Genomic DNA, 24,425 nt, shown 5'->3' with positions numbered 1-24,425 from the left:
GGACATTACCAGGCTTCAAATTGTAGAAAGCCCGAATCTAACGATTCGGGCTTTTTTACGTCTGCAGAAAAGTGAAATGCGCGCAATTAATGCACACTCACATCAACACCCATCACGTAGGTCGGGCGAGCGCAGCGACTCCCGATGTTAAAATTACATCGAGAATAGCTACAATGTTCTTATTTCACGAGCTGGGTTACCCGCTACTACAGTATTAGGCATTACATTTTTAGTAACCACAGCACCCGCACCCACAATACTATTTTCACCAATACTCACACCCGCTAAAATAATTGCACCTGCGCCAACCCATACGTTATTGCCTAACGCGATAGGTGCTGCAAAGTTTTCCTTATTAAGCCTTTTTGCTGGATTAGTAGCATGTGACACAGCTAAAAGCTGAACGTTCGGGCCTATTAAACAGTCATCACCAATGGTGATTGAGTGATTGGCTAATGGCGAGTCGAGAAGTGTGCAATTAATATTCATAAAAGTACGATCACCAATAACTATTTGATTGCCGTAATCGCAATGAAAACCTGATTCTATAATTACACCATCACCCGACTTTAAAAATAACTCTTTGATACGTTTTAAGTTGCCTTTACTTGGGCTCTTATTAAATAAACGGCAGGTTTCACCTGCTTGCTTTCGCTGTGCTAAGTATTCTTTACTGATACTGTTAAATGACTGCATTGTATTTATCTTTATAACTTAATTAGTTATAGCTTACCGTACTTTTAGTTTTATTATTATTAGAATAAAACTGTATTTTTTTTGCTCGTTCACTTGCCATTTAAGTTGTTTCGTTTAAAATCGCATAACTTTCGAAATGAAACTTAATTCACGAGCTTTATGACTAAACGAAACACACAGCAGCGTCGTCACAATATACTGGTTCAAGTTAATGAATTAGGTGAAGTCGCCGTTGAAAAGTTAGCACAGCAGTTTCAAACATCTGAAGTAACCATTCGAAAAGATTTAACCTCGCTTGAAAAAAGTGGCTTATTACTTCGCCGCTACGGTGGTGCTATTGCACTACCTAAAGAAATTGTTAGCGATGAAGTAGATTCAAAGCGCAAAGTCGCAATAGCAAAAGCTGCAGCAAAACTTATAAAAGATCATAACCGCATTATTATTGATAGCGGACGCACTACGGCAGCTATGATCCCTGAGCTTGCTGATAAGCGTGGGCTAGTTGTTATGACCAACGCTATTAAAGTAGCGAGTCGTTTATTATCACTCGAGAACGAGCCGACACTTTTAATGACCGGCGGAACGTGGGATCCACATTCTGAGTCATTTCAGGGGCAAGTTGCTGAAAATGTATTATGTTCTTACGACTTTGATCAGCTATTTATTGGCGCTGACGGCATAGATGTAAAGCGCGGTACTACTACCTTTAATGAGCTAGTTGGTTTAAGCCAAGTTATGGCAAAAGCCGCTCGTGAAGTAATTGTAATGGTTGAATCAGATAAGATTGGCCGAAAAATACCAAATTTAGAATTACCGTGGAAAATAGTAACCACATTAATAACCGACGATGGCTTAGCAGACGATAAGCGCAAAGCAATTGAGGCGTGTGGTGTAAAACTAATTTGTGCAGAGATTATACAATAGCTACTCAGTAGCAAGTATTTTAAAAATTAATGGAGACACTATGTGTGGAATAGTTGGGGCAGTTGCAGAACGTCCAGTAAACAAAATTTTAGTTGAAGGCCTTAAACGCCTAGAATACCGTGGTTATGACTCAGCAGGCGTAGCATTGCTTGATGGCAACACACTTAATACTGTTAAAGCAGTGGGTAAAGTAGTTAACGTAGAAGCAGCTCTAGAAAAAGCAGGCGTTAGCGGTCATACAGGTATTGCACATACGCGCTGGGCAACACATGGTAGCGTTACAGAAGCAAATGCACACCCACATGTATCAAACAACCAGTTAGCACTTGTGCACAACGGTATTATTGAAAACCACGCTAGCCTACGTACAGCACTTAAAGCAGATGGTTACGAATTCTTATCAGACACTGATACAGAAGTAATGGTGCATTTAATTCACCAACTTCGTAAACAACACACAACGTTACTTGCATCAGTACAAGCAGCTGTTAAACAGTTTGAAGGCGCTTTTGGTACTGTTGTATTTGATAAAGACAACGATAACGAAATCATTGTAGCGCGCTCAGGTAGTCCTCTTGTTATTGGTTTAGGCCTTGGCGAAAACTTTATTGCGTCTGATCAGTTAGCATTACTACCTGTTACTCGTAGCTTCATCTTTTTAGAAGAAGGCGACGTAGCACGTATTACACGTGACACAGTAGAAATTTTTGATGCAGACGGTAACGCAGTTGAGCGTGAAGTGATTGAATCAAACATTACGCAAGATGCATCAGGCAAAGGCGATTACCGTCACTACATGCTAAAAGAAATTTACGAGCAGCCACTTGCTGTACGTAATACTCTTGAAGGGCGTTTAAACGACGACCGTGTAGCAATTGATGCCTTTGGCGAAAGCGCTCAGCAAATATTTAAAGATGTAAAACATGTGCAAATTATTGCCTGTGGTACGTCTTATCATTCAGGTATGGTTGCACGTTACTGGCTTGAGCAGTTTGCGGGTGTTAGCTGTAATGTAGAAATAGCTTCTGAATTTAGATACCGTCAGTCGTTTGTTCATGAAAATAGCTTACTTGTTACTATTTCTCAATCGGGTGAAACTGCCGATACGCTAGCTGCATTACGCCTAGCTAAAGAGCAAGGTTACATGGCCTCAATGACTATTTGTAACGTACCTGGTTCATCGCTTGTACGCGAATCAGACCTTGCCTTTATGACTAAAGCAGGCGCTGAAATAGGCGTGGCATCTACTAAAGCATTCACAACGCAGTTAGTTGGTTTGTTAATGCTTACTGCGTCTATAGCTCAGGAAAAAGGCCTTGATCAAAGCGCAATTGTAAATGCAATTAAAGTACTTCCAGCTAAGTTAGAAGAAACATTATTACTCGCTGATGGTATTGCAGATCTTGCAGAAGAGTTTGCTGATAAGCACCACTCATTGTTTTTAGGTCGTGGCTCGCAATACCCAATTGCAATGGAAGGTGCGCTTAAACTTAAAGAGATTTCGTACATTCACGCAGAAGCTTACGCAGCGGGCGAGCTAAAACACGGCCCATTAGCACTTATTGATGCCGACATGCCAATTATTGTTGTAGCACCAAATAACGAATTGCTAGAAAAACTTAAATCAAACGTAGAAGAAGTACGCGCACGTGGCGGCATTATTTACGTATTCGCAGATAAAGATTCACACTTTGAGTCAGACGACACAATGCGTGTAATCAACGTAAACCACACTGACGACATTATTGCGCCAATTGTTTACACCTTGCCATTGCAGCTACTGTCGTACTACGTAGCGGTAATTAAAGGCACTGACGTTGACCAACCACGTAACTTAGCTAAATCGGTTACGGTTGAGTAAAATCAATAGGTTGGTAATTACCTGTTAAAGATAAAAAGGCGCTCAATGCGCCTTTTTTTGTACCTCAAAGCCTGTTAGATTAAATAACACACTATTTTATAAAGGATTAGTCATGCGTTTATTAACCGCTGTTTTTATATGTAGTTTATTTATATTTTATTCTAGTAGCACACTTGCAGAGCCTGATTTAAAACAGCAAACCATTGGCTATCCGCAACACACACATACATTTAAATCGGCTGTTTTAAACGAAGAACGCACAGTTGTCGTTCAGTTACCTAAGAGCTATCAATCTGAGCCAAACAAGGTATATCCTGTTATATATCGCTTAGATGGCGCGGGTAACATACCGCTTATAAGTGCTGTAATGGATCGACTGCAAAATAATAATCGTGCGCCTGAGGTTATTATTGTCGCTATTGAAAACACTAATCGCTTAAGGGATTTATACCCCACAGTTAATAAAGAGCCACAAGGCCCGGTAGGTGAAGGCGGAGGCGCAGCAAAGTTTTTAGCATTTATTGAGCAAGAGCTTATGCCCTTGATTAATAAAAGCTATCGTACGCATAACTTTAATGTGATTGCTGGAGGCTCAGCAGCAGGCGTGTTTGCACTTTATACTATGCAAGCTAACCCTGAGCTTTTCCAAGCGCATATTGCTTACAGCCCTGCCGTTTGGTGGAACTATGGCGCACCGGTAAAAGCGACTAAGTCGTTTATTAATAAATCAAAAGACCTGAATAACTATGTTTATATAAATATTGGCGAAGAAGCTGGCTTAATGCGTGAGCGATATAATGAGCTGCAGCAAGCTTTACAATCTAATAGCTTGCCAAATTTACGCTTTTTCAGTGACGCATTTGAAAATGTATCGCATAACTTAACATCTGCCGCTGGGGCCTTTAATGCTTACCATCATTTATTTTTACCCAAACAAATGCCCATGAGTGCTTTAAGCGATGATATAGAATCTATTGATGTTTATTATAAAAAGTTATCTCAGCAATGGGGGGAGCAAATAACACCTCCAGAGGCGGCTGTTAGGCAACTTGGTTACAACCTAGTAAATATGCAGCAATATGAGCGGGCTGTGGCAGTATTTAAGCATAATGTTAAGCATCACTCACAATCTGTTGATGCACTATGGGGGTTAGGTTATGGCTATGAATTACAAGGTAATATACAACAGGCACTTATTAAAATAGAGGCTGCTTTAAATGTCGTAGATACCACATACCCCTATTTAGATACCTTAAAAGAGACTAAAAGTAGATTACAAACACAGTTAAATAAAACCCAGTAATATAAAAGGACAATGCGCGGGGGTAGCCTGCGCTTACAGTTACCTTTACAACACGCCGCTGATATTTAAATCACTAATCTCTACTTAATAAGCGCTAAATACGCTAAAATTACAGGCTACTTTTTTAGCAATAAGCCCGTAATAAATATGACCTCAGCCACAAGCCCTAGCACTTTTTCCGAACTTGGCCTTATTCCAGAGCTATTAGCTCGATTAACCGATTTGGAATATACCCAGCCTACACCTATTCAAGCTAAGGCTATACCTAGTGTGCTTGCGGGTAGTGACCTAATTGCAGGGGCAAATACCGGTTCAGGTAAAACAGCAACGTTTGCATTACCTATGTTGCAAAAAGCTTTCCTTGAGCAGGGCGCTAAAAATACTGCCAGCAAAGGTAATTTTGTAACGGGGCTTATTTTAGTACCGACGCGTGAGCTTGCTACGCAAGTGGCCGATAGCGTTAAATCGTATTCTGCTAACTTTAATGGCGCAATTAAAACGGTGGCCGTGTTTGGTGGTGTGTCGGTTAATACACAAATGCAGGCACTGCGCGGCGGCGCCGATATTATTGTGGCAACACCTGGTCGCTTACTTGATTTAATCTCAAGCAATGCGATTAAGCTCGATAATGTAACTACGCTTGTGCTTGATGAAGCCGACCGTATGCTAAGCCTTGGCTTTACCGAAGAGCTGGCTGATCTTTTAGCGTTAATGCCTGCTAAAAAACAAACTATGTTGTTTTCAGCAACTTTCCCTGAGCAAGTTAAGCTATTAACGCAAGAGCTTTTAAGCGACCCAGTTGAAATACAAGTACAAAACAAAGATGAAAGCACCTTAGTACAGCGTGTTTTTACCGTAAACAAAGGTGAAAAAACCACAGTTTTAGCACATTTAATTAAAACGCATAAATGGCGCCAAGCGCTGATTTTTGTGAACGCTAAAAAAGACTGTGAGCATTTAGCGGCTAAGCTTGAAAAACGCGGTGTTAATGCACAAGTTTTCCATGGCGATAAAGGCCAAAGTGAACGTACTCGCGTAATAGAAAAATTTAAAGCGGGCGAAATCGAAGTACTTATCGCAACCGATATTGCTGCACGTGGTTTGGATATTGAAAAGCTGCCAGTGGTAATAAACTTTAATCTACCACGCAGTCCTGCTGATTATATGCACCGTATTGGTCGAAGCGGCCGTGCTGGTGAAGTAGGCTTAGCACTTTCATTGGTTGATTATGAAGATTTGCATCACTTTAAAATAATCGAGAAGAAAAACAAACTACGTCTTGAACGTGAGGAAATAGCTGGCTTTGCCGTTAACCAAGCTAATCTTGATGCTGCCGAGGCGCTTAAAAATGAAAAGCCAATGGCAAAACCAGAAGGCACAGGCAAGAAAAAGAAAAAAAATAAAGCCGATGATATAGATGATGTGTGGAGTGGCTGGCGCCGTAAGTAACAATAGAGCTAAATAAATAGCTGTAAAAACCCGTAATTAGTAAACCTAATTACGGGTTTTTTGTTTTGTGGCTTTAATTTAAAGCGTTAGTTTTAAATTAATGGTCGTGATCTTCATCTTCTATTTCTTGTGCAATCCCTAACCAGGTAATGCTTGCGGGTGGAAAAGTTAACTCTAGCTCACTTTCAATTTCTAGATCTTCAAGGTGTACTTGCACTATGTGTTGAGCAATTGGATCGGCAATATAAGCAAACTGACCACTTTGCGCCACTGTCATACTAAAGCTCATTCCTTCGGGCATTGTGGTTACGTCTGCTTGAGTAATATCTACTTGGCCTGCGAGTTCCCAGTGCATTTCACCGTCATGGTCATGTACTGTAAGTACATTTAAAAAGCCTAGGCTGTCGAGTATTAAAAAGTGCTCACCACTGGCTGAAAAAGAATAAGAAACAGCGCTTGCGCCATCAGCAAGTTGCCATTCTACTTCTTCCATTTCGGCATTTTCAGAATGAATACTCAGTAATACTGAGCCACTGCCATCATGCCCTGCGGCAATACCAAAAATTGTGTCGTTGTTTTTATGGCCGTACAAAGTACCAATGCGCTGATCGCCTACGGCATCTATATTTACAACTTTTTGAGCGCTGTATACATCATCTTGCTGATGGGCAATCAATACACCATCACCACAACCAAATACAACATAATCGTGATTTTGTGCTGCGCCGTGTAAATCGGGGCAGGTTATTTCTAACGTTTGCTCTAGTTCGTAATTACCATCGTGAAGATGATAAACACCCACTTGATCGGGAAGTACTTTGGCATTTGATGTATTACTTATATCGTCGCGGCGAATGGTTGAGAGTAAATGCTCGCCCCGAGGCTCAGCTACACCATGCATGTTAATGCCGTAGTTAATGCCCGTTAATGTAGTTGTTGTATTGGTAATATCGTTATCGGTTAGCACTTCTACTGAGGCAGGCGTACCGGTTTCTGCATCGCCATCGTAAAATATTGCTAATTGCCCGTCATGAGTTATTAAGTGTGTAGGGCGACTACCACTTGTTAGCTCGTAGCTGCTAAACGCAGGGCCTTGCTCATAATCATGCAAGTGCTCTGCGTGATCTTCGCGCCACATACCGCCGCCTATAAACCCTAGGTAATCTTGAGTACGATTAGCAATAACAGCATAACGAAAGCCTGGTGATGCAGATAACGTGTTTGAGTCATTGTTTAGTGTAAATGTATCAAGTAATTCGTTGTTATCTAAATCAAAAAAGCTAGCTTCGTTACTGTCACCTGCCAGAACGGCAAGTCTGCCAAGTGAGTCTATGGTATAGCCGTCGTCATGGTCGTGATCATCATCATCATCATGGTCGTGCTCGTCTTCTACAACAATAGGATCTTTTTCCACAATGTTGGTTTGGGCATCGCCACAGGCCGAAATAAATATAGCGCTAATAGCGAGTGTAATAAGCTTTAATTGATATAGTTTTTTCATGTTTATTTCCTTTAATTATAATTTTTTAACGCTTAAAAATAACCGCGAATACCTAGCGCAAAACTACGTCCTGGACGTGGCGCTATATCCTTTACAAACGAGCTGTGCACGCGTGCTTCTGTATCTGTTAAGTTAGTGCCTCGTAGGTACACAGACATATCTTGGTTTAACACTGAAAGTTCGTAAGAGATGCTCGCGTCAACTAAGGTGTAACCGTCTGTGGCTGTTTCTTGTGGGGCTGTGCGGTCTTGCTTTTGATAGCGAGTTACATGAATATGCGCACTGAGTTTATCTGTTTGATAGCTTAGCTCGCTGCCAAAACGAAGCGGTGGTGTACGGGGTAAATCGCCCCCGTCTTTAAGGCGTGCACGAACGTAGTCAGAGAATACATCTAGCTTAAACTCGTTAGTTAGTTGCCATGCAACTTGCGCTTCAAAGCCGTGTAAAACTACATCATCTGTTTTAAATAAATAAACGGGTAGCTCTGATGAATGGTCGTGTTCGTCAGCGAGTTCTTCTTCATCGCCATGGTCGTGTCCACTTTGTGCGAATAAACCGGTGTCTATTTGGTAATAGTAGTTATCTACTTGGTTGTAAAAGGCATTTAAAATAAAGCCAACATCGCCTTGAGTTTTACGTAGGGTTAAATCGATATTATTGGCTGTTTCCAGATCAATTGCTTGTTCAGATAAACCCAAATGGCCATCTTCATCTAAATCAAATAGTGCGCCTACTTCGTAAGTGCCAGTACCAATATGCGGCCCAAACGATAAGAACTCAGAGGCAGAAGGTGCGCGTTCAGAGCGCGATATCGACAGCCCTAAGTTATAGTTAGATGTAAAATCCCATACTACCCCTGCCGATAAACTGACTGGTGTAAATTCATGCTCTACATCAAATACGCGAGTGGTTTCTGCGCTTTCTTCATGATCATGCTCGTCGGCTTCTTCTGCTTCATCGTGTGCGTGAGCGTCAATATTTGGCAGTAATACGTCGCCTGCTTCAATTGTTACTCGCTCAATACGCGCACCTACCTGCACTAAAAAATCACCAAAGTGCCTTTCTTCTATTAACGCTACAGCAAAGCTTTCGGTTTCTGATGGAGGAGTAAAGGCCTCTTCACCTTGTGCTTCAACATCGCTTTGCTTGTAATGAAAGCTAATACCGCCATTCCATTCGTTAAATTGGTTATGCAGTAGGTCTATGCGTAATTCGTTGGTTTCGTTTTTAAAGGTAGTGCCAACAGCGCCGCTCTCAATTTCAGCGTGTTCGTAGTCGGTATGGCCAGCGCGGAGATTTATTTTGTTTAGCCATTTATTATCTAGGTTGTACTCGCCCAGTAATTGCACTTTAGTTTGCTCTAAATCAGCAAATACGCTTTCTTCTTCGTCGTTGTGTTCTTCCTCTTCTTCCTCGCCGTGCGTATGACCAGGAATACCGTATTGACGATTAAATTGCTCTACTGCTAAGCCAATGAAGCCGTTATCCATTAAATAGCTAGCGCCAACAGTAAAACCGTCAGACTCTTCATTACTGTTTTCAACTTTGTAATCGCTACTATGGCCTTCACCGTCGCTATCTATATCGGCAGCTACAGGTACCCCGTAGTCATCGGCCTCACGCCAAAATGCATCGGCGTAAAAAGCCACCGAGTCTGTGCCTGTGGTGGCATTAAACGAGGCCACTTTTTGGTTATCTACCGAGTTATGTTCTAGGTTCCATTCACCACGCGTGGTGCTGTCGGTAGGTACGCGGTTATCTACTACATTAACCACACCACCAATTGCGCCACTGCCATAAAACAGCGTTGCAGGGCCGCGTAATACTTCAATTTGTTGTGCGGTAGACGCCTCCGATGCAACAGAGTGATCGGGGCCAACGCGCGAAACATCACTAACATCAAGGCCATTTTGAGTAATAAGTACGCGAGGGCCGCTTAAACCACGAATAATAGGTGTGCTGGCTACTTTACCGTGAAAATTTGTATTAACGCCTGGGAGTTTTTCAAGGCTGTCGCCAAGGGTTGCAGCTTGTTGTCGTCTTAGTTGTTCGCCAGATAAAACACTAACAGGCGATGCAGATTCCATTGCCGACATATGAATAGGGGTCGCTTCAATATCAATAACTTCAATAGGCGAGCGCTTTAAATTAAAAGTAACCGATTGGTTTTCATCATTAGTTATTGTTATATCGCGATGAAGATGCGCATAACCAGGGGCTACAACGTGAAGCTCTTTTAAGCCATTTTTTAGTTCTGTTATAACAAATTTACCGTTTTCATCGGTGGTTACTTTAAGATCTGAGCCTTCAACTTCTACCGTTGCATTGGTAACTACTTTACCTTTGTTGTTTAAAACAACGCCTTCTATTGTGGATGCAAGCACACTAGCCGGCAATAAAGCTGCTATGAGAACAGCTAATTGTGATCTACGTTTCATTTGACTACCTTGTTAGATGTTATGTTATATCAATTATGCGAGTAATGTTATAATATATCAGCAGCAATTAACTGATGTTATTAAAATGTCTCCTTAAAAGTAACGTTTTTGAGTGGAGACACTGATTTAGTAGAGGAAATAATGAAGTCGAGTCAAAGTGTTATGGATCGTATGACAATAGGGTTATCGGTAATGTGCACAGTGCATTGTTTTGCAACCCCGGTTATTTTAGCGTTATTACCAAGCTTTGCTGTAATGCAAATAGATAGTGAGCAATTTCATTTATGGATTCTTGCGACGGTAATGCCAACCAGTTTGTTGGCATTGAGTTTAGGCTGTAAAAAACATAAACGTACACGTTATATGGTGTCTGGTGTAACAGGCTTAGCTTTTATGATATTTGCCGTATTGCTAGGCCATGAAGTGCTCGAAAAAGCGCTAACCTTAATAGGCTCAGCGTTTATTGCTGTAGCCCATTGGTTTAATTACCAACAATGCCTTAAACAAAATGATGAAAATTGCCCGTGTTCAGGTAGCAAATTGGATAAAATGGTTTAACGCTTAGTTGTTGCTGGTGGTATGGCTCTCGTCGGCTAAATTAATACTGATTTATTTTAAATACTAAGGCTTCTTTGTTTTAAAAGGCGACCTCTTTCATGCTGTAGTAACATGCTCAGTAATAGTAAATAAGGCCTCATAACATGAGGCCTTAAAATGTTTCTAATTCACTTTAACCGTTTCAGAATTTATACTTTCATACTGCTCAAGCGCTTCTATTTGATTTACACCCTTTAGTTGCATCGTTAATTGCTTTACTAAAATCATGTAAATAAACATCATTGGCAGGCCAGCTACAACGCAGAGTGACTTAATGGTATCTATCCCACCACCGCATAAAAATACGCTAAAACTAATGAGTGCAATTGCACCAGCCCATAGGAGCTTAACTTTATGATCGGGGTCGCCATTTAGCTCTAGCTTATTAGTTGTTAACATAGCAGTGGCAACGCTTGCGCTTGACATAGTCGTTAGCATTAAAAAAAACTGAATAACCAAAAATAACACTAAGCCAATATTACCCGATGGTAGAGTTTGAATAAGTGACACTACAGCAAACGTTAAGCCGCCTTCGCTCATCCATTGTTGAACAGGTAAGCCACCAACTAACTGCGCCCATACTGCATAACCACCAAAAATTGATATAAAAAATGCACAGCCGAGCGAACCCATCGAAATAGTGTACAAAATAACTTCTTTAATAGTACGCCCACGTGAAATGCGAGTAATAAAAAGGCCCATCATAATTAAATAAGCGTAGTACCAAAACCAATAGTATTGAGTCCACGATTGCGAAAAACCACTTTTTTGAACTGGATCGGTCCAAAGCGACATTCTAAAAAAGTTATCGAGCATGACACCTATTGAGTCGGTAAAGTTATTTAAAATAAACTGAGAGTCAGCTGCAAGTAATACAAATAAGGCAAAGCATATTGCAGCTATCACCGTATAGTCAGACACTTTGCTAATACCTTTTTTAAAACCAACAAGCATTACCGCAACGAGCATTAAAACAAACAATAAAATAATACTGCCTTGGAGTAATAAGCTATTTTTAATCTCCAACAAAGCAGAAATGCCAGTACTTAATAAAGATACGGTAAGCGCCAGCGAGCTTGCGAAAGCTGCAAGGGTGCCAAAAATTGCCAGTAAATCGATTGCTTTAGCGATAACTGGATTACTGCCTACTACCGGTTCACAAAGGGTAGAGAGCTTTAAAGTACGTTTTTTTTGTACATAAAATGCGTACGCAAACGGAATTGCCGGAAAGCAGTAAATGGCCCAGCCAGTCACGCCCCAATGAAAAATAGAATAAGTAACAGACCAAGCTGCTGCTGCGTAGCTATTTGGTTCGGCAAAAAGTGGTGGCGATTGCAAATAATACATCGGCTCACCAATTCCCCAATATATAAGAGAAGCACCTACACCTGCGGTAAAAATCATACCGCCGTACGAAAAGTTAGAGTGCTCTTTTTTTTCTTCACCTAATCTAATAGATCCGTACTTTGAAAAAGCTAACCAAAATAAAAAACCAACTAAAGCCAAGCTCACAAGTTCTACTAACCAACCAAACCAGCCTGTTACAAAGTGCATGGCGTTGCTTGCTAATAATTGTGACTGCTCCGGATATAAAGTTGAGATAACTAATAAGGTAATCACTAATGTAATTGCAGGAATAGCCAGCTCAAAGTTAAGGTTTTTCAATGGAATTTCTCCATTGCACGAGTGCTTCGATATGGCTTGGGTTAATTCCGCAGCAACCACCAATAATATTAGCGCCAAGGCTATGCCATTGTTTTGCAAATTCCAGATACTCTTCAGGAGATAAATCACGGTAGTCTTGCACTGCTTCATTTGCTTTGTGAGCACTTGAAATAGGAGTAAAGCTGTTAGCAAATGCGCCTAACGTTACTTTTTTATTTTGCTTAGTTAATACGTTATTAGTATCACGCAGTGCTTGCTCAATAACTTCAGGAATAGAGCAATTAAAGAAAATACCTGCAATGTTTTGCTGCTCAAGTAGTACGGTTATGGCATCGGTTACCAGCTCACCTGAACGCAGCGTTGCCTGCTCAGTTACTTCGTCACTTAGGGTAAATGCGTAATAACATGGCTTAGTTGAGCCTTTAAGTACGCTTGCCATTACTTGTGCTTCTTCAATACTCGATATTGTTTCGCCAAGCCAGAGGTCTACATGGAGATTTTGTGCATTGTATAAGGTATTTAAAATAGTAAAAGCACGTTCACTTTCAAATAAATCGGGACGGTATGAACCAAATGCAGGTGGTAGTGATCCTGCAACCAGTACGTTTTGCTTTGCATTATTTGCTGCTTTATTAGCAATAAGGGCAGCTTGCTCTGCGAGTAACGCGCCTTGGCTTTCGTAGCGTTCTTCACCTAAATGAAACGGCACACAAGCGTAGCTATTAACCGTAATTATTTCGGCGCCAGCATCTATAAAACCTTGGTGAGCTTGTGCTACATATTGAGGAGCTTCTATAAGTGCCTGTGCACTCCAAAGTGGCTGTGAGAACGGAGCGCCAATGCGCTTAAGTTCACGTCCCATGCCGCCATCTAAAATCGTTACCTTTTTCACTTATGGACTTCTATATGTCTAAATATTATGGCGCTATTCAAACATATTTTTTAAAAAATCATAATGAAACTTCATCAGGTTGGGCATGAAAAAAGCTCAACCTATTAAAAGGGCACAAAAAAAGCGACTACCCAATATGGTGTCGCTTTTTTAGTAAGTAGTATTAGCTTACTTATAAAAGGCTTCAACAGTGCCTTTTCTTGTAAGTAAAAGTGGTTGTCCGCGACGATCAAGGCCTTTTGGAGATGCAAACTTTATCCAACCTTCGCTGATGCAGTATTCTTCAACATCAAAACGCTCTTTGCCGTTGAACGTGATACCAATATCGTGTTCAAAAACTTCTTCCACATGATGTGGGCTGCGTGGATTAATAGAAAGGCGATCTGGTAAAGCAGGTTTTGCGGTAGTGTCGTTCATGGTCATATTCTATATTGAATGAAGTATGCGCTATTGTAGGCAATACAAAGCTTTCGCTCAAGAGAGATAGTAGTAAATGTGTTTAAAAATGTACTAATTAATGAGTTGTGTATACAAATGAGATTGCGCTTGGAAAATATTTACAGAGGAGGTTTTGAAGATATTCGACTAAATAATTATAAAGGTAAATATATTAATGGGTTATCTCTAACCCACTAAATTGTTTAGCAATTAGATGCTAACAATGTTCTCAGCTTGTGGACCTTTTTGACCTTGAGTAACAGTAAACTGTACACGTTGGCCTTCAGCTAGAGTTTTAAAACCGTCGCCAGAGATTGCGCTGAAATGTGCAAAAACGTCTGCGCCAGATTCTTGCTCGATAAAACCAAAACCTTTTGCTTCGTTAAACCATTTTACTGAACCAGTAGTTGTATTAGACATAATATGTATCCTAAAAAATTAATATAAGTGTGCCTGAAAAGAGGCGATTGAGCCGGAAAAAATAGTTAACTTGAGGATATCGTGTAGGATTATTACTAAAACAACTCGGTACTAACAAATAAAACAAAACTTCTTTCAAACTAGTATTCAAAATGGGTTATTGCTAACCCATTAAATTGTGTAGCAATTAGATGCTAACAATATTCTCGGCTTGTGGGCCTTTTTGACCTTGAGTAACAGTAAACTGTACACGTTGGCCTTCAGCTAAAGTTTTAAAACCGTCGCCAGAGATAGCGCTAAAATGTGCGAACACGTCTGCGCCAGATTCTTGCTCGATAAAACCAAAACCTTTTGCTTCGTTAAACCATTTTACTGAACCAGTAGTTGTAGTAGACATAATATGTATCCTAAAAAATTAATATAAGTGTGCCTGAAAAGAGGCGATTGAGCCGGAAAAAATAGTTAACTTGAGGATATCGCGTAGGATTATTACTAAAACAACGGGGTACTAACAAATAAAACAAAACTTCTTTCAAACTAGTATTCAAAATGGGTTATTGCTAACCCATTTTAACGAAAGCAATTAGATGCTAACGATGTTTTCAGCTTGTGGACCTTTTTGACCTTGAGTAACAGTAAACTGTACACGTTGGCCTTCAGCTAGAGTTTTGAAACCGTCGCCAGAGATTGCGCTGAAATGTGCGAAAACGTCAGGACCAGATTCTTGCTCGATGAAACCAAAACCTTTTGCTTCGTTGAAAAATTTAACTGTACCAGTTGTAGTATTAGACATAATAGTATCCTAAGAATTAATAAAAGTGCGCCTTAAATTAGGCAATTTAACAGGAAGAAAACATACATTTAACTGAGGATAACGCGAAGGATTATTACTAAAACAACGTGGTACTTACAAATAAATAGGGTTTTCTGTCAACCCGATGCCAAGCAGGATAACAGTAAATTGAGCTATATACCAAGCCCTATTGTAAATTTATTTTAGAGTAAGTGCTTTATTAGTTTGTTTGTTTTTTAACTAACTAGTCATGATTAAGGTGATCTTTTTTGCGTCTTAATTTGAGTTAATTTCAATTTAATCAATGCTTTATGTTTGTATTAGCACGAGGTTCTAGAGTAGGTAAAATGCAAGTTTTAAGTGGTTAAAACATGACCTAATTACCTACTGATTTTTTTGATATATACCTTAAATAACTTGATTCATTAGCTCCAAATTACAAATCCAAGTATTAATAATGCAATCCAAAGTGTTTCAGCCACAATTAAAATAATGGGTTTCATACCTACTTCGGTAAGCTTTCCTAAATTAGTTTTCATTCCTATAGCTGAAATAGCCGCAATTAAAAAGAACTGCGAAAGTTCGTTAGCGGTTTCAAGTACTATTGTAGGAAGTGAAAAGCAGCTATTTATTATCATGAGTATTACAAAGCCAATTAAAAAACCAGGTACTTTAGGTAATTCTCCGTGTTTTTCTTTGTTTGAGCGATTAATAACGACCATCATAATAAGTACAACAGGTAGTAGCATGGCAACACGTACAAGTTTAGTTAGAGTTGCGATATCGCCTGTCTCAGGTGATACCGAATAACCTGCACCCACTACCTGGGCTACATCATGTATTGTGCCACCTAAAAATACGCCTGCATTATGGGCGTCAAACTCAAGATAATTAACCACAATAGGGTAGAGGATCATAGCAAGGGTCGACATAGCTGTTACGCCAATAACGGTTAATAAGGTGTCGCGCTCTTTATGTTCGCTGTTTGGCATAATAGACGAGATGGCCAGCGCAGCAGACGCTCCACAAATAGCAACCGAGCCACCTGTTAGTGCACCAAAGCGTTTTTGTAAGCCAAATGCGCGCGCTATTACTACGCCTAAAATAATAGTGGTAAATATGGCGCCCGCTAACATAAGTGCTGTTTGCCAACCCAGTGTTACTAAATCTCCCAGCGCTATGCGTGTGCCTAGCAGTACTATACCTACACGCAAAACCGTGGTGCCGGTAAAATCGATACCTTTGGCGCAAGGGCTATCGCTTTGATACAAAAATGAGACTGCCATACCCAGTAACAAAGCAAACAGCATGGCTGGCGCGCCGTAATGCTCACTCAAAAATAAAGCGGCAAGGCCAGTCATTGCAGCAATGCTGGCGCCTTGCCATAAAGGTGATATTTTACTGCTTAATTTACCACTTAAGCGCTGCATTACGCTTTTGCTGCGGTAAGTGCTACTAACACTTGGCGTTTACGTTCACCTGTAAAAGGTCGACGGCCATGCATAGCCATTTCGTTATCAACTAAAGCAACGTCACCGTCTTGCCATGCAAGATCAAAGGTAAATACTTTAGAAAGCTCAACAATTTTATCAAGTCCTGCTTTAGGAATGGCACTACCATCACCAAAGGTAATGGCAATTGATGGGTTATCGCGTACACCTTTCCAGCCCATGTAAGCGGCAATCAGTTGGTTATAAAAAACCTGTACATTGTTTTCAAGAGTTACTACAGCAGGCAGTACCGGTGTAACGGCTTTTAGTGAGCCGTCTTCAAGCCATTCCCACTCGTAACCAAGTTCGGTTAATTTATTATGTGCTTCGTCTTTGGTTTCTACACTTAGCGTACTTTTCCAGCTTCGGCCTTGGCCTGATGTTGCATCGTCAGCGGCTGGCATATAGGTGGTATATTTTAGGCCTTTGTGTTCAAAATCATGGGCAAGTTTACTATCGTATTCTTTTAATGCGCTAAATAGCTTATCTGATCGGCAAAGAGGTGTTGCACCACCTTCTTCTGCGGCCGATTTACAAAAGAAGAATAACTTACTTGGCGAAATAGGCGTTTGCGCCATTTCGTGATGTAAGTATATTTCTACATCTTTTGGCGCTTCGTTGGCTGTAAATACACGCTCGGTAAAATTAATACGTACCGCGTTAGACAGAGACTCTTTATAAGTAAAATTGTCGTAATTAAACCCTGCTGAAAAAGTATCAAAGGTTTCGGCGCTATTTACCGGGAAGCCACGAAACAGCACAGCACCTGAGCTGCGAAGCTTTGTAGCCAGTTCACTTTTATTCGCGCGAATGAAAGCTACCGCTTCTTCAACGGTGCTGGCGTTATTGTTATTAACCACAATGCACGGAAAAACCGAATCATCGAATGTTAATTGAGTTGGCACTGAGGCGTAGTTAATTTCGGTAGCTGACATTGTATGTTCCTAATCGTAAATTGGGTGAAAACGGTTAAAGGCAGCTTCACAAAAGTGCCCAGGGTCGTTAAATCGGCGATTACTGTTAAGCGCAGAAATTTGCGCCATTTCTTGCTCTGTTAATTCAAAATCAAACAGTGCGAGATTTTCTTTCATGCGTTCAAGTTTTGAAGTTTTTGGAATAATGGCAGTGCCGCGTTGCACGCCCCAACGAAGAACTACTTGTGCTGGCGTTTTGCCATGATTGTGTGCGGCCGCTTTAACAACGCTTTGCTCAAGAACTGATTCAGTTTTATCAGCCATTTCTAGCTCAAGGTATGAAAGCGCACCCAGTGGTGAAAACGCAGTAACCGGAATATCGTACTGCTTAGCTAATCTTACTAATCGCTCTTGCGTTAAATAAGGGTGCGACTCAATTTGCAACATAGCGGGTTTGATATTTGCGTAGGTCATTAAATCGTGAAGCAGTGCGCTTGAGTAATTACATACTCCAATGCGTTTAGCTTTGTTGTTATGTACTTGCTCTTCCATTGCTTGCCACGTTAAATATAGCGGCACTTTTGCCAGCTCCATTTGTGGATTTTGCGCGTCTGGGTCAACAAACCACTCTGGTGGATAGCGGGTTTCTATTGGCACAAATGTTTGCGCAATCGGAAAATGAATTAGGTATAAGTCTAGGTAATCTAGCTTTAAATCACTCAGTGTTTTATCAATCGCGAGGCCAACATGCTCTGGTGCATGAAAGGTATTCCACAGTTTTGATGTTACCCATAATTCTTCGCGAGTACATAAACCATCGTTTATTGCTTGGGCTATGCCATCGCCTACTTGTTCTTCGTTACCGTAGTCTGATGCGCAATCAAGATGGCGATAACCTGCCTTAATGGCTTGGTATACCGTTTGCGCACAATCTTCTTGTGCTACTTTCCATAAACCGAACCCTACTGGAGGGATATTATTTAATGAACTCATTGGGAATTCCTGTTAAAAATGCATAATGACTTAGGTCTTGTATAAGACATAAGTTATTATACGAATCAAACAGTGTCAATACTGTGTTAACAGCAAAGTAGTAAATGGGTGGGTTAAAAAACCTACAGGCAGCAAAAAGGCAGCGTTTGCTGCCTTTAAAAAATATTTAATTATTATGCGCTAAAGTGAGTTTTTAGCACTAAACACGCTTTTAATTAATCAAGTTCAATTTGATAGTGGTAATGATCGCTACGGCATTTGCTTTGGCGGTATTCAATTAGCTTACCTTCGATTGATTCGGTAATTCGTGATACCAACAGCAGTGGGTCGCCAGCTTTAATAGCAAGCATTTTGGCATCATCAGCTGTAGCAAGTACAGCTTTAATACTGTCTTGGGTTTTGTGTACAGTTTGGTTAAATTTGGTTTGATAGTAATGGTACAATGTATGCGGAATATCACTACTTTGATGTATATCAGGAAAGTAGCTTTGCGGTAGGTATATAGTTTCGCTCATGCAAAATTCGTTATCAAGAATACGTCTACGAACAAGCTTGGTAACTTTGTCTTTTTTATTGAGTTGTAACGCTTCTGTTACTTCAATTGGCGCAGCACAAAGCTCAACCGATAGCAGTTCAGCCTTTGGTAAATCAGCGCCTTTACCGTCGGCTTGTAACGGAAAAAACCTAAATAAGGCATCTTGCGCAGTATGCTCTGATACAAACGTACCAACGCCTTGGCGACGAGTCACTATTTTATTGTCGGTTAATAAATTAAGTGCTTTACGAACCGTACCTTGGCTTACGTTAAATTCTTCAGCAAGGCGAAATTCGCTTGGTAGTGCTTCGCCAGGTACCCAGCGTCTTTCAACAATGAGCTGTTTAATATAATCAGCCACTTGTAAGTAAAGCGGTTGAAAAGCCAAGCTTGGGCCACTTAATTTGTGATCAAACATAGAATTACTCATTATTATTTACCATTAAATTTAATCCACCTGTAGTTATATCATAGGTGAAACCTTTTACGCATATTTGCGCTAGCTCAATTAAACGTGAACTACCGCTGTAATGTTTTATAGGCGCAAAATATACATTATGCCTAAAAACAAATCGTTACACTACAATAGCTCACCCTTAGGAAATTAAAAGTGCTCAGTATTTCTTTTGAACTCATTTTGCTTATGGCGTTGTGCCTAAGCCTTGCCACTGTAATGCAAACTCTTAGCGGGTTTGGCTTTGGGTTGCTGGTGGTTGCAAGCTTTACGTTGCTTGATGTATTGCCACTTACGGCAACTACATTTTTAGTGAGTTTGCTAGGGTTAGTTAATTCAACAACCGTGGTCGTTAAAAACCGCAGTTCGGTAAAAGTACCCGAGCTAAAACTTATGTTGTATACCGGTATACCGTTAATGCTGATAGGTTTTGTGCTGCTTGAGTTTATGTCGTCGCATTTAACGCACTATTTAAACTTTATTTTAGGTGTAAGTATTCTGCTGTGCTGCGCTTTAATGCTGATTGGCCGCGATCGTGCTAATAAACAAAGCCGCCCTCGTTCGTTTTTAATAGCTGGAGGGGTGAGTGGATTACTTGGTGGGTTGTTTTCAACTTCAGGGCCGCCGCTTGTGTTTCAGTGTTATAAGCAAAGTTGGTCTATTGAAGCTATTCGCAGTACGTTATTAGCGGTATTTACTATTGGCGGGCTAGTACGTGTAGGTATCGCCTTATTTGGTACTTTGCCGGGGCTCGACATTATGTTTTTAATTGCAGCGGCTATTCCCTTAGTGTTGTTAGTTACGCATTTTGCTCGTAAATTAACGCCTTACGTTGACGCTAAATGGATACGCATTATAGCTATTACGTTACTAGGACTGAGCGGCGTATCGCTGGTGGCTACATCGGCACCGGGCATTTTTTAAAAATTGCGATGTAAATAATTCATCTTGAGTTTATTTACGTTGACATGGGGATTACAATTATTTAACTTGTGTCTTATACAAGACTAATAATTGGTTAAGGAACTCCCATGAATGCATTTGAATTACGTGAGCCAGACTGGAACGCAATAGAGCCAGCACGCTTAACCGCACAGCCAAAGTTACAAGGTAATGTGTTGGTTTTGCCCACTCAGTTTGGTGATATTAGCGTAACGATAAGCCAGTTTGGTTTACGTTTAAATGCAGGCACCACGCATGACGAGCAGTTTAAAATATTAACCACAACCCCATCAGAATACCCCCTCACACTTAGCAAAAACAATAATGATTACAGTGTAAGTGGTGGCGAATATCGCCTAGAGTTTTACTGCGACCCTTTTCATTTCAAACTTTATAAAAACGATGAGCTAGTGCAGCAATCAGCAACCGATGGCCACTTTGTACGCCAGCATCGTTTACCGCCACTGGCTAAAACTGATAACGGCTGGATATTAAGCTTAGAGCTTAACTACGATGAGGCCGTGTATGGTCTTGGCGAAAAATGGGGAAAGCTTGATAAACGCGGCCAACTTATTCGTTCATACAACCACGATGCGCTAGGCGTTAACGCCGAAAAGTCTTATAAAAACACACCGTATGCATGGAGCCCAGAAGGCTGGAACTTATTTGTACATACACCTGCACCGGTAACTCATGGCGTAGGTTACGCACTGTGGTCGCAACGCGCATATGTATGTTTAGTTGAAGATGACGCGCTAGATGTATTTTTATATCAAGAACAAACACCTGCTCAAAGCATTAACCGTTACTGTGAACTAACAGGTTTTGCACCGGTGCCACCGCAGTGGAGCTTTGGTGTTATTTTATCAAAAGCGTATTACAAAGATGCTGACGAATTACTTAGTGTTGCCCGCGAAGTGCGTGCTAAAAATATGCCGTGCGACGTAATTACTCTTGATGGCCGCGCATGGCAAGACACCGACACCCGCTTTGCATTTGAATGGGACCCAACACGTTACGCCGACCCAAAACCAGTGCTTGATGAACTAAAAGCCATGGATTTTAAAATTTGCGTATGGGAATACCCGATGATCTCGGTAAATAACCCATTATTTGCTAAAGCGGCCGAAAATGGCTGGCTTATAAAAGATAAACGCACCGGTAAAGCGTATCAATACGAGTGGGATTTAAGCCCATTTGGCGAAGTACTTACACCACTACCAGAGTCGGGTATTTTAGATTTTACTCACCCCGACGCTTACGAATATTGGCTCGAATCGCATAAGCCATTGTTTGAGCTGGGCGTAGATATGATAAAAGCAGACTTTGGCGAACAGCTAGAAGACGAAAATATGGTATCGCACAGTGGCGACAGCGGCATAAGATTACACAACGTTTACAGCATGTTGTATAACCGCTGCGTTTTTGAGGCCGCCGAAAAATACTGTAAAACAGGGCCATTTTTGTTTAGCCGCTCAGCGTGGACTGGCAGCCAACGTTTTCCTGCACAATGGGGCGGCGACCCACAGGCCGATTGGCAGGGTTTAGCGGCAAGTATTCGTGGCAGTTTAGCGTGGGGTATGTCGGGTGGGCCATTTTTTGCGACCGACATTGGTGGTTTTTACAAAGACACCCGCGACGCAGAACTTTACGTGCGCTGGGCACAAGCCTCGGTATTTAGCGCACATATGCGCTTACATGGTATTGGTCCTCGCGAACCTTGGTCTTACACAGAGCAAGCAAGTGATGCGGTATTTGCAGCACTTAAATTGCGCTACCAACTTATTCCTTATTTAGAGCAAAGTGCCATACAAGCACAGCAAACTGGCTTGCCAATTCAGCGTGCAATGGTTTTAGCATTTCCTGATGATGTGCTAGCGCATAGTTTTGATCAGCAATTTATGTGCGGTGAAAAATTGTTAGTAGTGCCGTGTGTCGTACCAAACGGTAAAGTGAAGTTTTATTTACCACAAGGCAACTGGATTCGCTTTCCTGATAAACAATCTTACGAAGGTGGTAAGTACTACGAGCACACACTCGCACTTGAAGAAATGGCAGTATTTGTACGCGAAGGCGACAGCCTAATGCTTGGCCCAGAGGTTCAACACACAGAACAAGACATGAGCCAATTAACAGCATGGCCTAAATAAATCTCGGCTTAATAAAAAACACACACTACACACATACAACACACAATAATAAAGATATTAGCTTACTTTTTACCGAGTAAAGTAAGCTAAAAGGGGCGCAAGATGGAAGGTATGAACATTACCATGACACTGCTATCGTGCTTGGCGTTTATGGCGCTGGTGGGATATATCTCGTACCAAAAAACCAAAGGAGAAGTTAACACCCAAGATGGCTACTTTTTAGCGGGTCGTGGGTTAACGGGTACGTTTATAGCAGGGTCGATGATCCTCACAAATTTATCAGCAGAGCAACTAATTGGCCTTAATGGCTCAGCCTATGGTTACAACCTAAGCTCAATGGCTTGGGAAGTAACCGCAGGAGTATCAACCATCATTATGGCGTTGATCTTTTTGCCTCGTTATTTAGCGGGTGCGTTTTCTACCTTGCCTGAATTTTTACGAGATCGTTTTGATGATACCGTACGCCGCATGACGGTGATCTTATTTATGGTAGGGTATTGTTTTATAACGATCCCTTCGGTTTTGTACTCAGGATCAATAGCCGTACTTAGGCTGTTTGATGTTCCTACCTTATTAAATATGAGTTACGAAGCAAGCCTGATTGTGACCATTATTACAGTGGGCTCAGTTGGCGCTATATACGCTGTTTTTGGCGGTTTAAAGGCGGTTGCGGTATCAGATACCATTAACGGTGTTGGGTTATTAATTATTGGTATTCTAGTGCCCACACTAGGTTTGATAGCACTAGGCGACGGTAGTTTTTCAGAAGGGTTAAGCACCCTTGTAAACACCGATACAGAAAAACTCAACGCTATTGGTAGCGAGGATGATCCCGTGCCATTTGGCACTATTTTTACAGGTATGATCCTCGCTAATTTGTTTTATTGGGGTACTAATCAGTACGTGATCCAGCGTACGCTGGGCGCTAAAAACTTAGTAGAAGGGCAAAAAGGCGTGTTGTTTTCAGGGTACTTTAAAGTGTTAGTACCGTTTATGATGATGATCCCAGGCGTTATTGCTTACCATCTTTATAAACACGAAAGCCTACCCACTATCGATTTAGCTTACCCACATTTAGTGAAAGAAGTGCTTCCACAGTATTTATCTGGGTTCTTTTTGGCCGTATTACTAGGTGCTGTATTTAGCTCATTTAATTCACTGCTCAATAGCGCGGCAACCTTATTTTGCTTAGACGTTTATAAGCCAATGAAAAAAAATAAGGTAACAGACAGCCAACTTATAAAAGTAGCCAAAATTACTAGTATTGTTATTGCCATATTGTCGTTTATAACTGCGCCATTATTGATGTTCGCACCTGAAGGTTTATGGCACATAATTCGTGTGTTTACAGGCTTTTACAACATTCCGGTCATCACAATTGTATTGGTAGGTTTGTTTACTCGAAAAGTGCCTGCACTGGGCGCTAAAGTCGCGATTATATTCCATATTATTGCCTACACCTTGCTTAAATTTGTGTGGGATGTAGACATAAACTTTATTCATATTTACGCCATTTTGTTCTTAATTGAATTGGCGATAATGCTGGGTATTGGTTACTACAAACCACTTAAAACACCATGGCAATTTACACGCAAAGCTGAGGTAGACCTTAACCCTTGGAAATACGCATTACCTTGCGCAATTGTATTAGTAAGCTTGATTGTTAGCTTATATATATTATTTTCGCCACTCGGATTGGTTGGTGGAACCAGTGTGTACTTTGTACCAAGTTTAGCTGCTGTATGGTCTACAGCCTTAGTGCTTAGCTGGTGGAGTGTACGTCGTTGGCAGGTTAGTTACGAAAATAGCTTAGCGCGTATTGGTGCTAAAAACGCCGCATAACCTGCGGCTATAATCTGTATACCAAACTTAAATCACATTTAATTCACATAATGTTTGCATTAGTAAGATAGTTTGTTTAAATTTAAAGCTCTTATATAAGATATAAGAGCTTTAAAGAAAGTACCACA

21 protein-coding genes are annotated in these 24,425 nt (G+C 40.9%); 8 read left to right on the top strand and 13 right to left on the bottom strand.

The features are described from left to right. Nucleotides 1–168 precede the first annotated feature (168 nt). Nucleotides 169–696, bottom strand: a complete 528-nt coding sequence (locus tag I6F44_RS15275) for a sugar O-acetyltransferase (RefSeq protein WP_010554506.1) — start codon at nt 694–696, stop codon at nt 169–171. Between the two features lie 159 nt (nt 697–855). On the opposite strand from I6F44_RS15275, the gene I6F44_RS15270 reads away from it, so the two are divergent. From I6F44_RS15270 to I6F44_RS15255, 4 genes are all read left to right on the top strand, one after another. After that, nucleotides 856–1,620, top strand: coding sequence for a DeoR/GlpR family DNA-binding transcription regulator (locus tag I6F44_RS15270; RefSeq protein WP_121955439.1), 765 nt, complete (start codon nt 856–858; stop codon nt 1,618–1,620). Between the two features lie 40 nt (nt 1,621–1,660). Then, nucleotides 1,661–3,481: a glutamine--fructose-6-phosphate transaminase (isomerizing) gene (gene glmS, locus I6F44_RS15265; protein WP_007580413.1), complete on the top strand. Its 1,821-nt coding sequence runs from the start codon at nt 1,661–1,663 to the stop codon at nt 3,479–3,481. 112 nt (nt 3,482–3,593) lie between these two features. Beyond that, nucleotides 3,594–4,784, top strand: coding sequence for an alpha/beta hydrolase-fold protein (locus I6F44_RS15260; protein WP_197174112.1), 1,191 nt, complete (start codon nt 3,594–3,596; stop codon nt 4,782–4,784). Nucleotides 4,785–4,931: 147 nt separating this feature from the next. Next, the gene (locus I6F44_RS15255) at nt 4,932–6,233 is read left to right on the top strand and encodes a DEAD/DEAH box helicase (RefSeq protein WP_121953487.1); all 1,302 of its coding nucleotides are present in this window, start codon (nt 4,932–4,934) and stop codon (nt 6,231–6,233) included. Nucleotides 6,234–6,330: 97 nt separating this feature from the next. Here the strand turns inward: I6F44_RS15255 and I6F44_RS15250 are convergent, their stop codons facing one another. Both I6F44_RS15250 and I6F44_RS15245 read right to left on the bottom strand, forming a co-directional pair. After that, nucleotides 6,331–7,734, bottom strand: coding sequence for a 5-methyltetrahydrofolate--homocysteine methyltransferase (locus I6F44_RS15250; RefSeq protein ID WP_121953486.1), 1,404 nt, complete (start codon nt 7,732–7,734; stop codon nt 6,331–6,333). Between the two features lie 32 nt (nt 7,735–7,766). Further along, on the bottom strand, nt 7,767–10,172 hold the full coding sequence (locus I6F44_RS15245; protein ID WP_121953485.1) for a TonB-dependent receptor: 2,406 nt from the start codon (nt 10,170–10,172) through the stop codon (nt 7,767–7,769). A gap of 141 nt (nt 10,173–10,313) precedes the next feature. Here I6F44_RS15245 and I6F44_RS15240 point away from each other — a divergent pair, with 141 nt between their 5' ends. Then, nucleotides 10,314–10,730 carry a MerC domain-containing protein gene (locus I6F44_RS15240; protein WP_197174111.1) on the top strand — a complete coding sequence of 139 codons (417 nt, stop codon included), beginning with the start codon at nt 10,314–10,316 and terminating at the stop codon, nt 10,728–10,730. Nucleotides 10,731–10,892: 162 nt separating this feature from the next. On the opposite strand, the gene I6F44_RS15235 is transcribed toward I6F44_RS15240, so the two are convergent. From I6F44_RS15235 to I6F44_RS15190, 10 genes are all read right to left on the bottom strand, one after another. Continuing rightward, on the bottom strand, nt 10,893–12,434 hold the full coding sequence (locus I6F44_RS15235) for a BCCT family transporter (RefSeq protein ID WP_197174110.1): 1,542 nt from the start codon (nt 12,432–12,434) through the stop codon (nt 10,893–10,895). Next, the gene (locus tag I6F44_RS15230) at nt 12,421–13,326 is read right to left on the bottom strand and encodes a homocysteine S-methyltransferase family protein (RefSeq protein ID WP_121953482.1); all 906 of its coding nucleotides are present in this window, start codon (nt 13,324–13,326) and stop codon (nt 12,421–12,423) included. Before I6F44_RS15230 ends, I6F44_RS15235 begins: the two co-directional genes overlap by 14 nt. A 168-nt stretch (nt 13,327–13,494) precedes the next feature. After that, the gene (locus I6F44_RS15225) at nt 13,495–13,743 is read right to left on the bottom strand and encodes a DUF3297 family protein (protein WP_002963088.1); all 249 of its coding nucleotides are present in this window, start codon (nt 13,741–13,743) and stop codon (nt 13,495–13,497) included. Between the two features lie 231 nt (nt 13,744–13,974). After that, on the bottom strand, nt 13,975–14,184 hold the full coding sequence (locus I6F44_RS15220) for a cold-shock protein (RefSeq protein WP_007580429.1): 210 nt from the start codon (nt 14,182–14,184) through the stop codon (nt 13,975–13,977). Nucleotides 14,185–14,371: 187 nt separating this feature from the next. Then, a complete protein-coding gene (locus I6F44_RS15215) occupies nt 14,372–14,581 on the bottom strand; it encodes a cold-shock protein (protein ID WP_010554515.1) in 210 nt (69 codons plus the stop codon). A 186-nt stretch (nt 14,582–14,767) separates the two neighbouring features. Next, nucleotides 14,768–14,977 (bottom strand): cold-shock protein, encoded by a 210-nt coding sequence (locus tag I6F44_RS15210; RefSeq protein WP_006792548.1) that lies wholly within the window; start codon nt 14,975–14,977, stop codon nt 14,768–14,770. Nucleotides 14,978–15,402: 425 nt separating this feature from the next. Then, the gene (locus I6F44_RS15205) at nt 15,403–16,407 is read right to left on the bottom strand and encodes a YeiH family protein (RefSeq protein WP_121953481.1); all 1,005 of its coding nucleotides are present in this window, start codon (nt 16,405–16,407) and stop codon (nt 15,403–15,405) included. After that, on the bottom strand, nt 16,407–17,402 hold the full coding sequence (locus tag I6F44_RS15200) for a TauD/TfdA family dioxygenase (RefSeq protein ID WP_121953480.1): 996 nt from the start codon (nt 17,400–17,402) through the stop codon (nt 16,407–16,409). The genes I6F44_RS15205 and I6F44_RS15200 overlap by 1 nt, the downstream gene beginning before the upstream one ends. Nucleotides 17,403–17,411: 9 nt before the next feature. Continuing rightward, nucleotides 17,412–18,374 carry an aldo/keto reductase gene (locus I6F44_RS15195; protein ID WP_076925524.1) on the bottom strand — a complete coding sequence of 321 codons (963 nt, stop codon included), beginning with the start codon at nt 18,372–18,374 and terminating at the stop codon, nt 17,412–17,414. Nucleotides 18,375–18,589: 215 nt separating this feature from the next. Continuing rightward, a complete protein-coding gene (locus tag I6F44_RS15190; RefSeq protein ID WP_024600661.1) occupies nt 18,590–19,339 on the bottom strand; it encodes a GntR family transcriptional regulator in 750 nt (249 codons plus the stop codon). Between the two features lie 180 nt (nt 19,340–19,519). Here I6F44_RS15190 and I6F44_RS15185 point away from each other — a divergent pair, with 180 nt between their 5' ends. The 3 genes from I6F44_RS15185 (at nt 19,520) to I6F44_RS15175 (ending at nt 24,297) form a co-directional block, all read left to right on the top strand. Then, on the top strand, nt 19,520–20,287 hold the full coding sequence (locus tag I6F44_RS15185) for a sulfite exporter TauE/SafE family protein (protein ID WP_024595864.1): 768 nt from the start codon (nt 19,520–19,522) through the stop codon (nt 20,285–20,287). Between the two features lie 107 nt (nt 20,288–20,394). Beyond that, a complete protein-coding gene (locus I6F44_RS15180; protein WP_165723771.1) occupies nt 20,395–22,455 on the top strand; it encodes a glycoside hydrolase family 31 protein in 2,061 nt (686 codons plus the stop codon). Between the two features lie 102 nt (nt 22,456–22,557). Further along, entirely contained in the window at nt 22,558–24,297 is a 1,740-nt protein-coding gene (locus I6F44_RS15175; protein ID WP_197174109.1) for a solute:sodium symporter family transporter, read from the top strand. The last annotated feature ends 128 nt before the right edge of the window (nt 24,298–24,425 follow it).

The sequence above is a fragment of the Pseudoalteromonas sp. NZS11_1 genome (genome assembly GCF_015864275.1).
In the GTDB taxonomy this organism is placed as follows: domain Bacteria; phylum Pseudomonadota; class Gammaproteobacteria; order Enterobacterales; family Alteromonadaceae; genus Pseudoalteromonas; species Pseudoalteromonas arctica.
This window is presented reverse-complemented; position numbering and strand designations above follow the sequence as displayed.

Bases quoted from the DNA above. Each gene is read 5' to 3' on its own strand.
- I6F44_RS15215 (WP_010554515.1), bottom strand. From the start codon at position 14,581: ATGTCTACTACAACTACTGGTTCAGTAAAATGGTTTAACGAAGCAAAA.
- I6F44_RS15260 (WP_197174112.1), top strand. From the start codon at position 3,594: ATGCGTTTATTAACCGCTGTTTTTATATGTAGTTTATTTATATTTTAT.
- I6F44_RS15180 (WP_165723771.1), top strand. From the start codon at position 20,395: ATGAATGCATTTGAATTACGTGAGCCAGACTGGAACGCAATAGAGCCA.
- I6F44_RS15225 (WP_002963088.1), bottom strand. From the start codon at position 13,743: ATGAACGACACTACCGCAAAACCTGCTTTACCAGATCGCCTTTCTATT.
- I6F44_RS15210 (WP_006792548.1), bottom strand. From the start codon at position 14,977: ATGTCTAATACTACAACTGGTACAGTTAAATTTTTCAACGAAGCAAAA.
- I6F44_RS15270 (WP_121955439.1), top strand. From the start codon at position 856: ATGACTAAACGAAACACACAGCAGCGTCGTCACAATATACTGGTTCAA.
- I6F44_RS15175 (WP_197174109.1), top strand. From the start codon at position 22,558: ATGGAAGGTATGAACATTACCATGACACTGCTATCGTGCTTGGCGTTT.
- I6F44_RS15190 (WP_024600661.1), bottom strand. From the start codon at position 19,339: ATGAGTAATTCTATGTTTGATCACAAATTAAGTGGCCCAAGCTTGGCT.
- I6F44_RS15240 (WP_197174111.1), top strand. From the start codon at position 10,314: ATGAAGTCGAGTCAAAGTGTTATGGATCGTATGACAATAGGGTTATCG.
- I6F44_RS15250 (WP_121953486.1), bottom strand. From the start codon at position 7,734: ATGAAAAAACTATATCAATTAAAGCTTATTACACTCGCTATTAGCGCT.
- I6F44_RS15200 (WP_121953480.1), bottom strand. From the start codon at position 17,402: ATGTCAGCTACCGAAATTAACTACGCCTCAGTGCCAACTCAATTAACA.
- I6F44_RS15275 (WP_010554506.1), bottom strand. From the start codon at position 696: ATGCAGTCATTTAACAGTATCAGTAAAGAATACTTAGCACAGCGAAAG.
- I6F44_RS15195 (WP_076925524.1), bottom strand. From the start codon at position 18,374: ATGAGTTCATTAAATAATATCCCTCCAGTAGGGTTCGGTTTATGGAAA.
- I6F44_RS15205 (WP_121953481.1), bottom strand. From the start codon at position 16,407: ATGCAGCGCTTAAGTGGTAAATTAAGCAGTAAAATATCACCTTTATGG.
- I6F44_RS15220 (WP_007580429.1), bottom strand. From the start codon at position 14,184: ATGTCTAATACAACTACTGGTTCAGTAAAATGGTTTAACGAAGCAAAA.
- I6F44_RS15245 (WP_121953485.1), bottom strand. From the start codon at position 10,172: ATGAAACGTAGATCACAATTAGCTGTTCTCATAGCAGCTTTATTGCCG.
- glmS (WP_007580413.1), top strand. From the start codon at position 1,661: ATGTGTGGAATAGTTGGGGCAGTTGCAGAACGTCCAGTAAACAAAATT.
- I6F44_RS15255 (WP_121953487.1), top strand. From the start codon at position 4,932: ATGACCTCAGCCACAAGCCCTAGCACTTTTTCCGAACTTGGCCTTATT.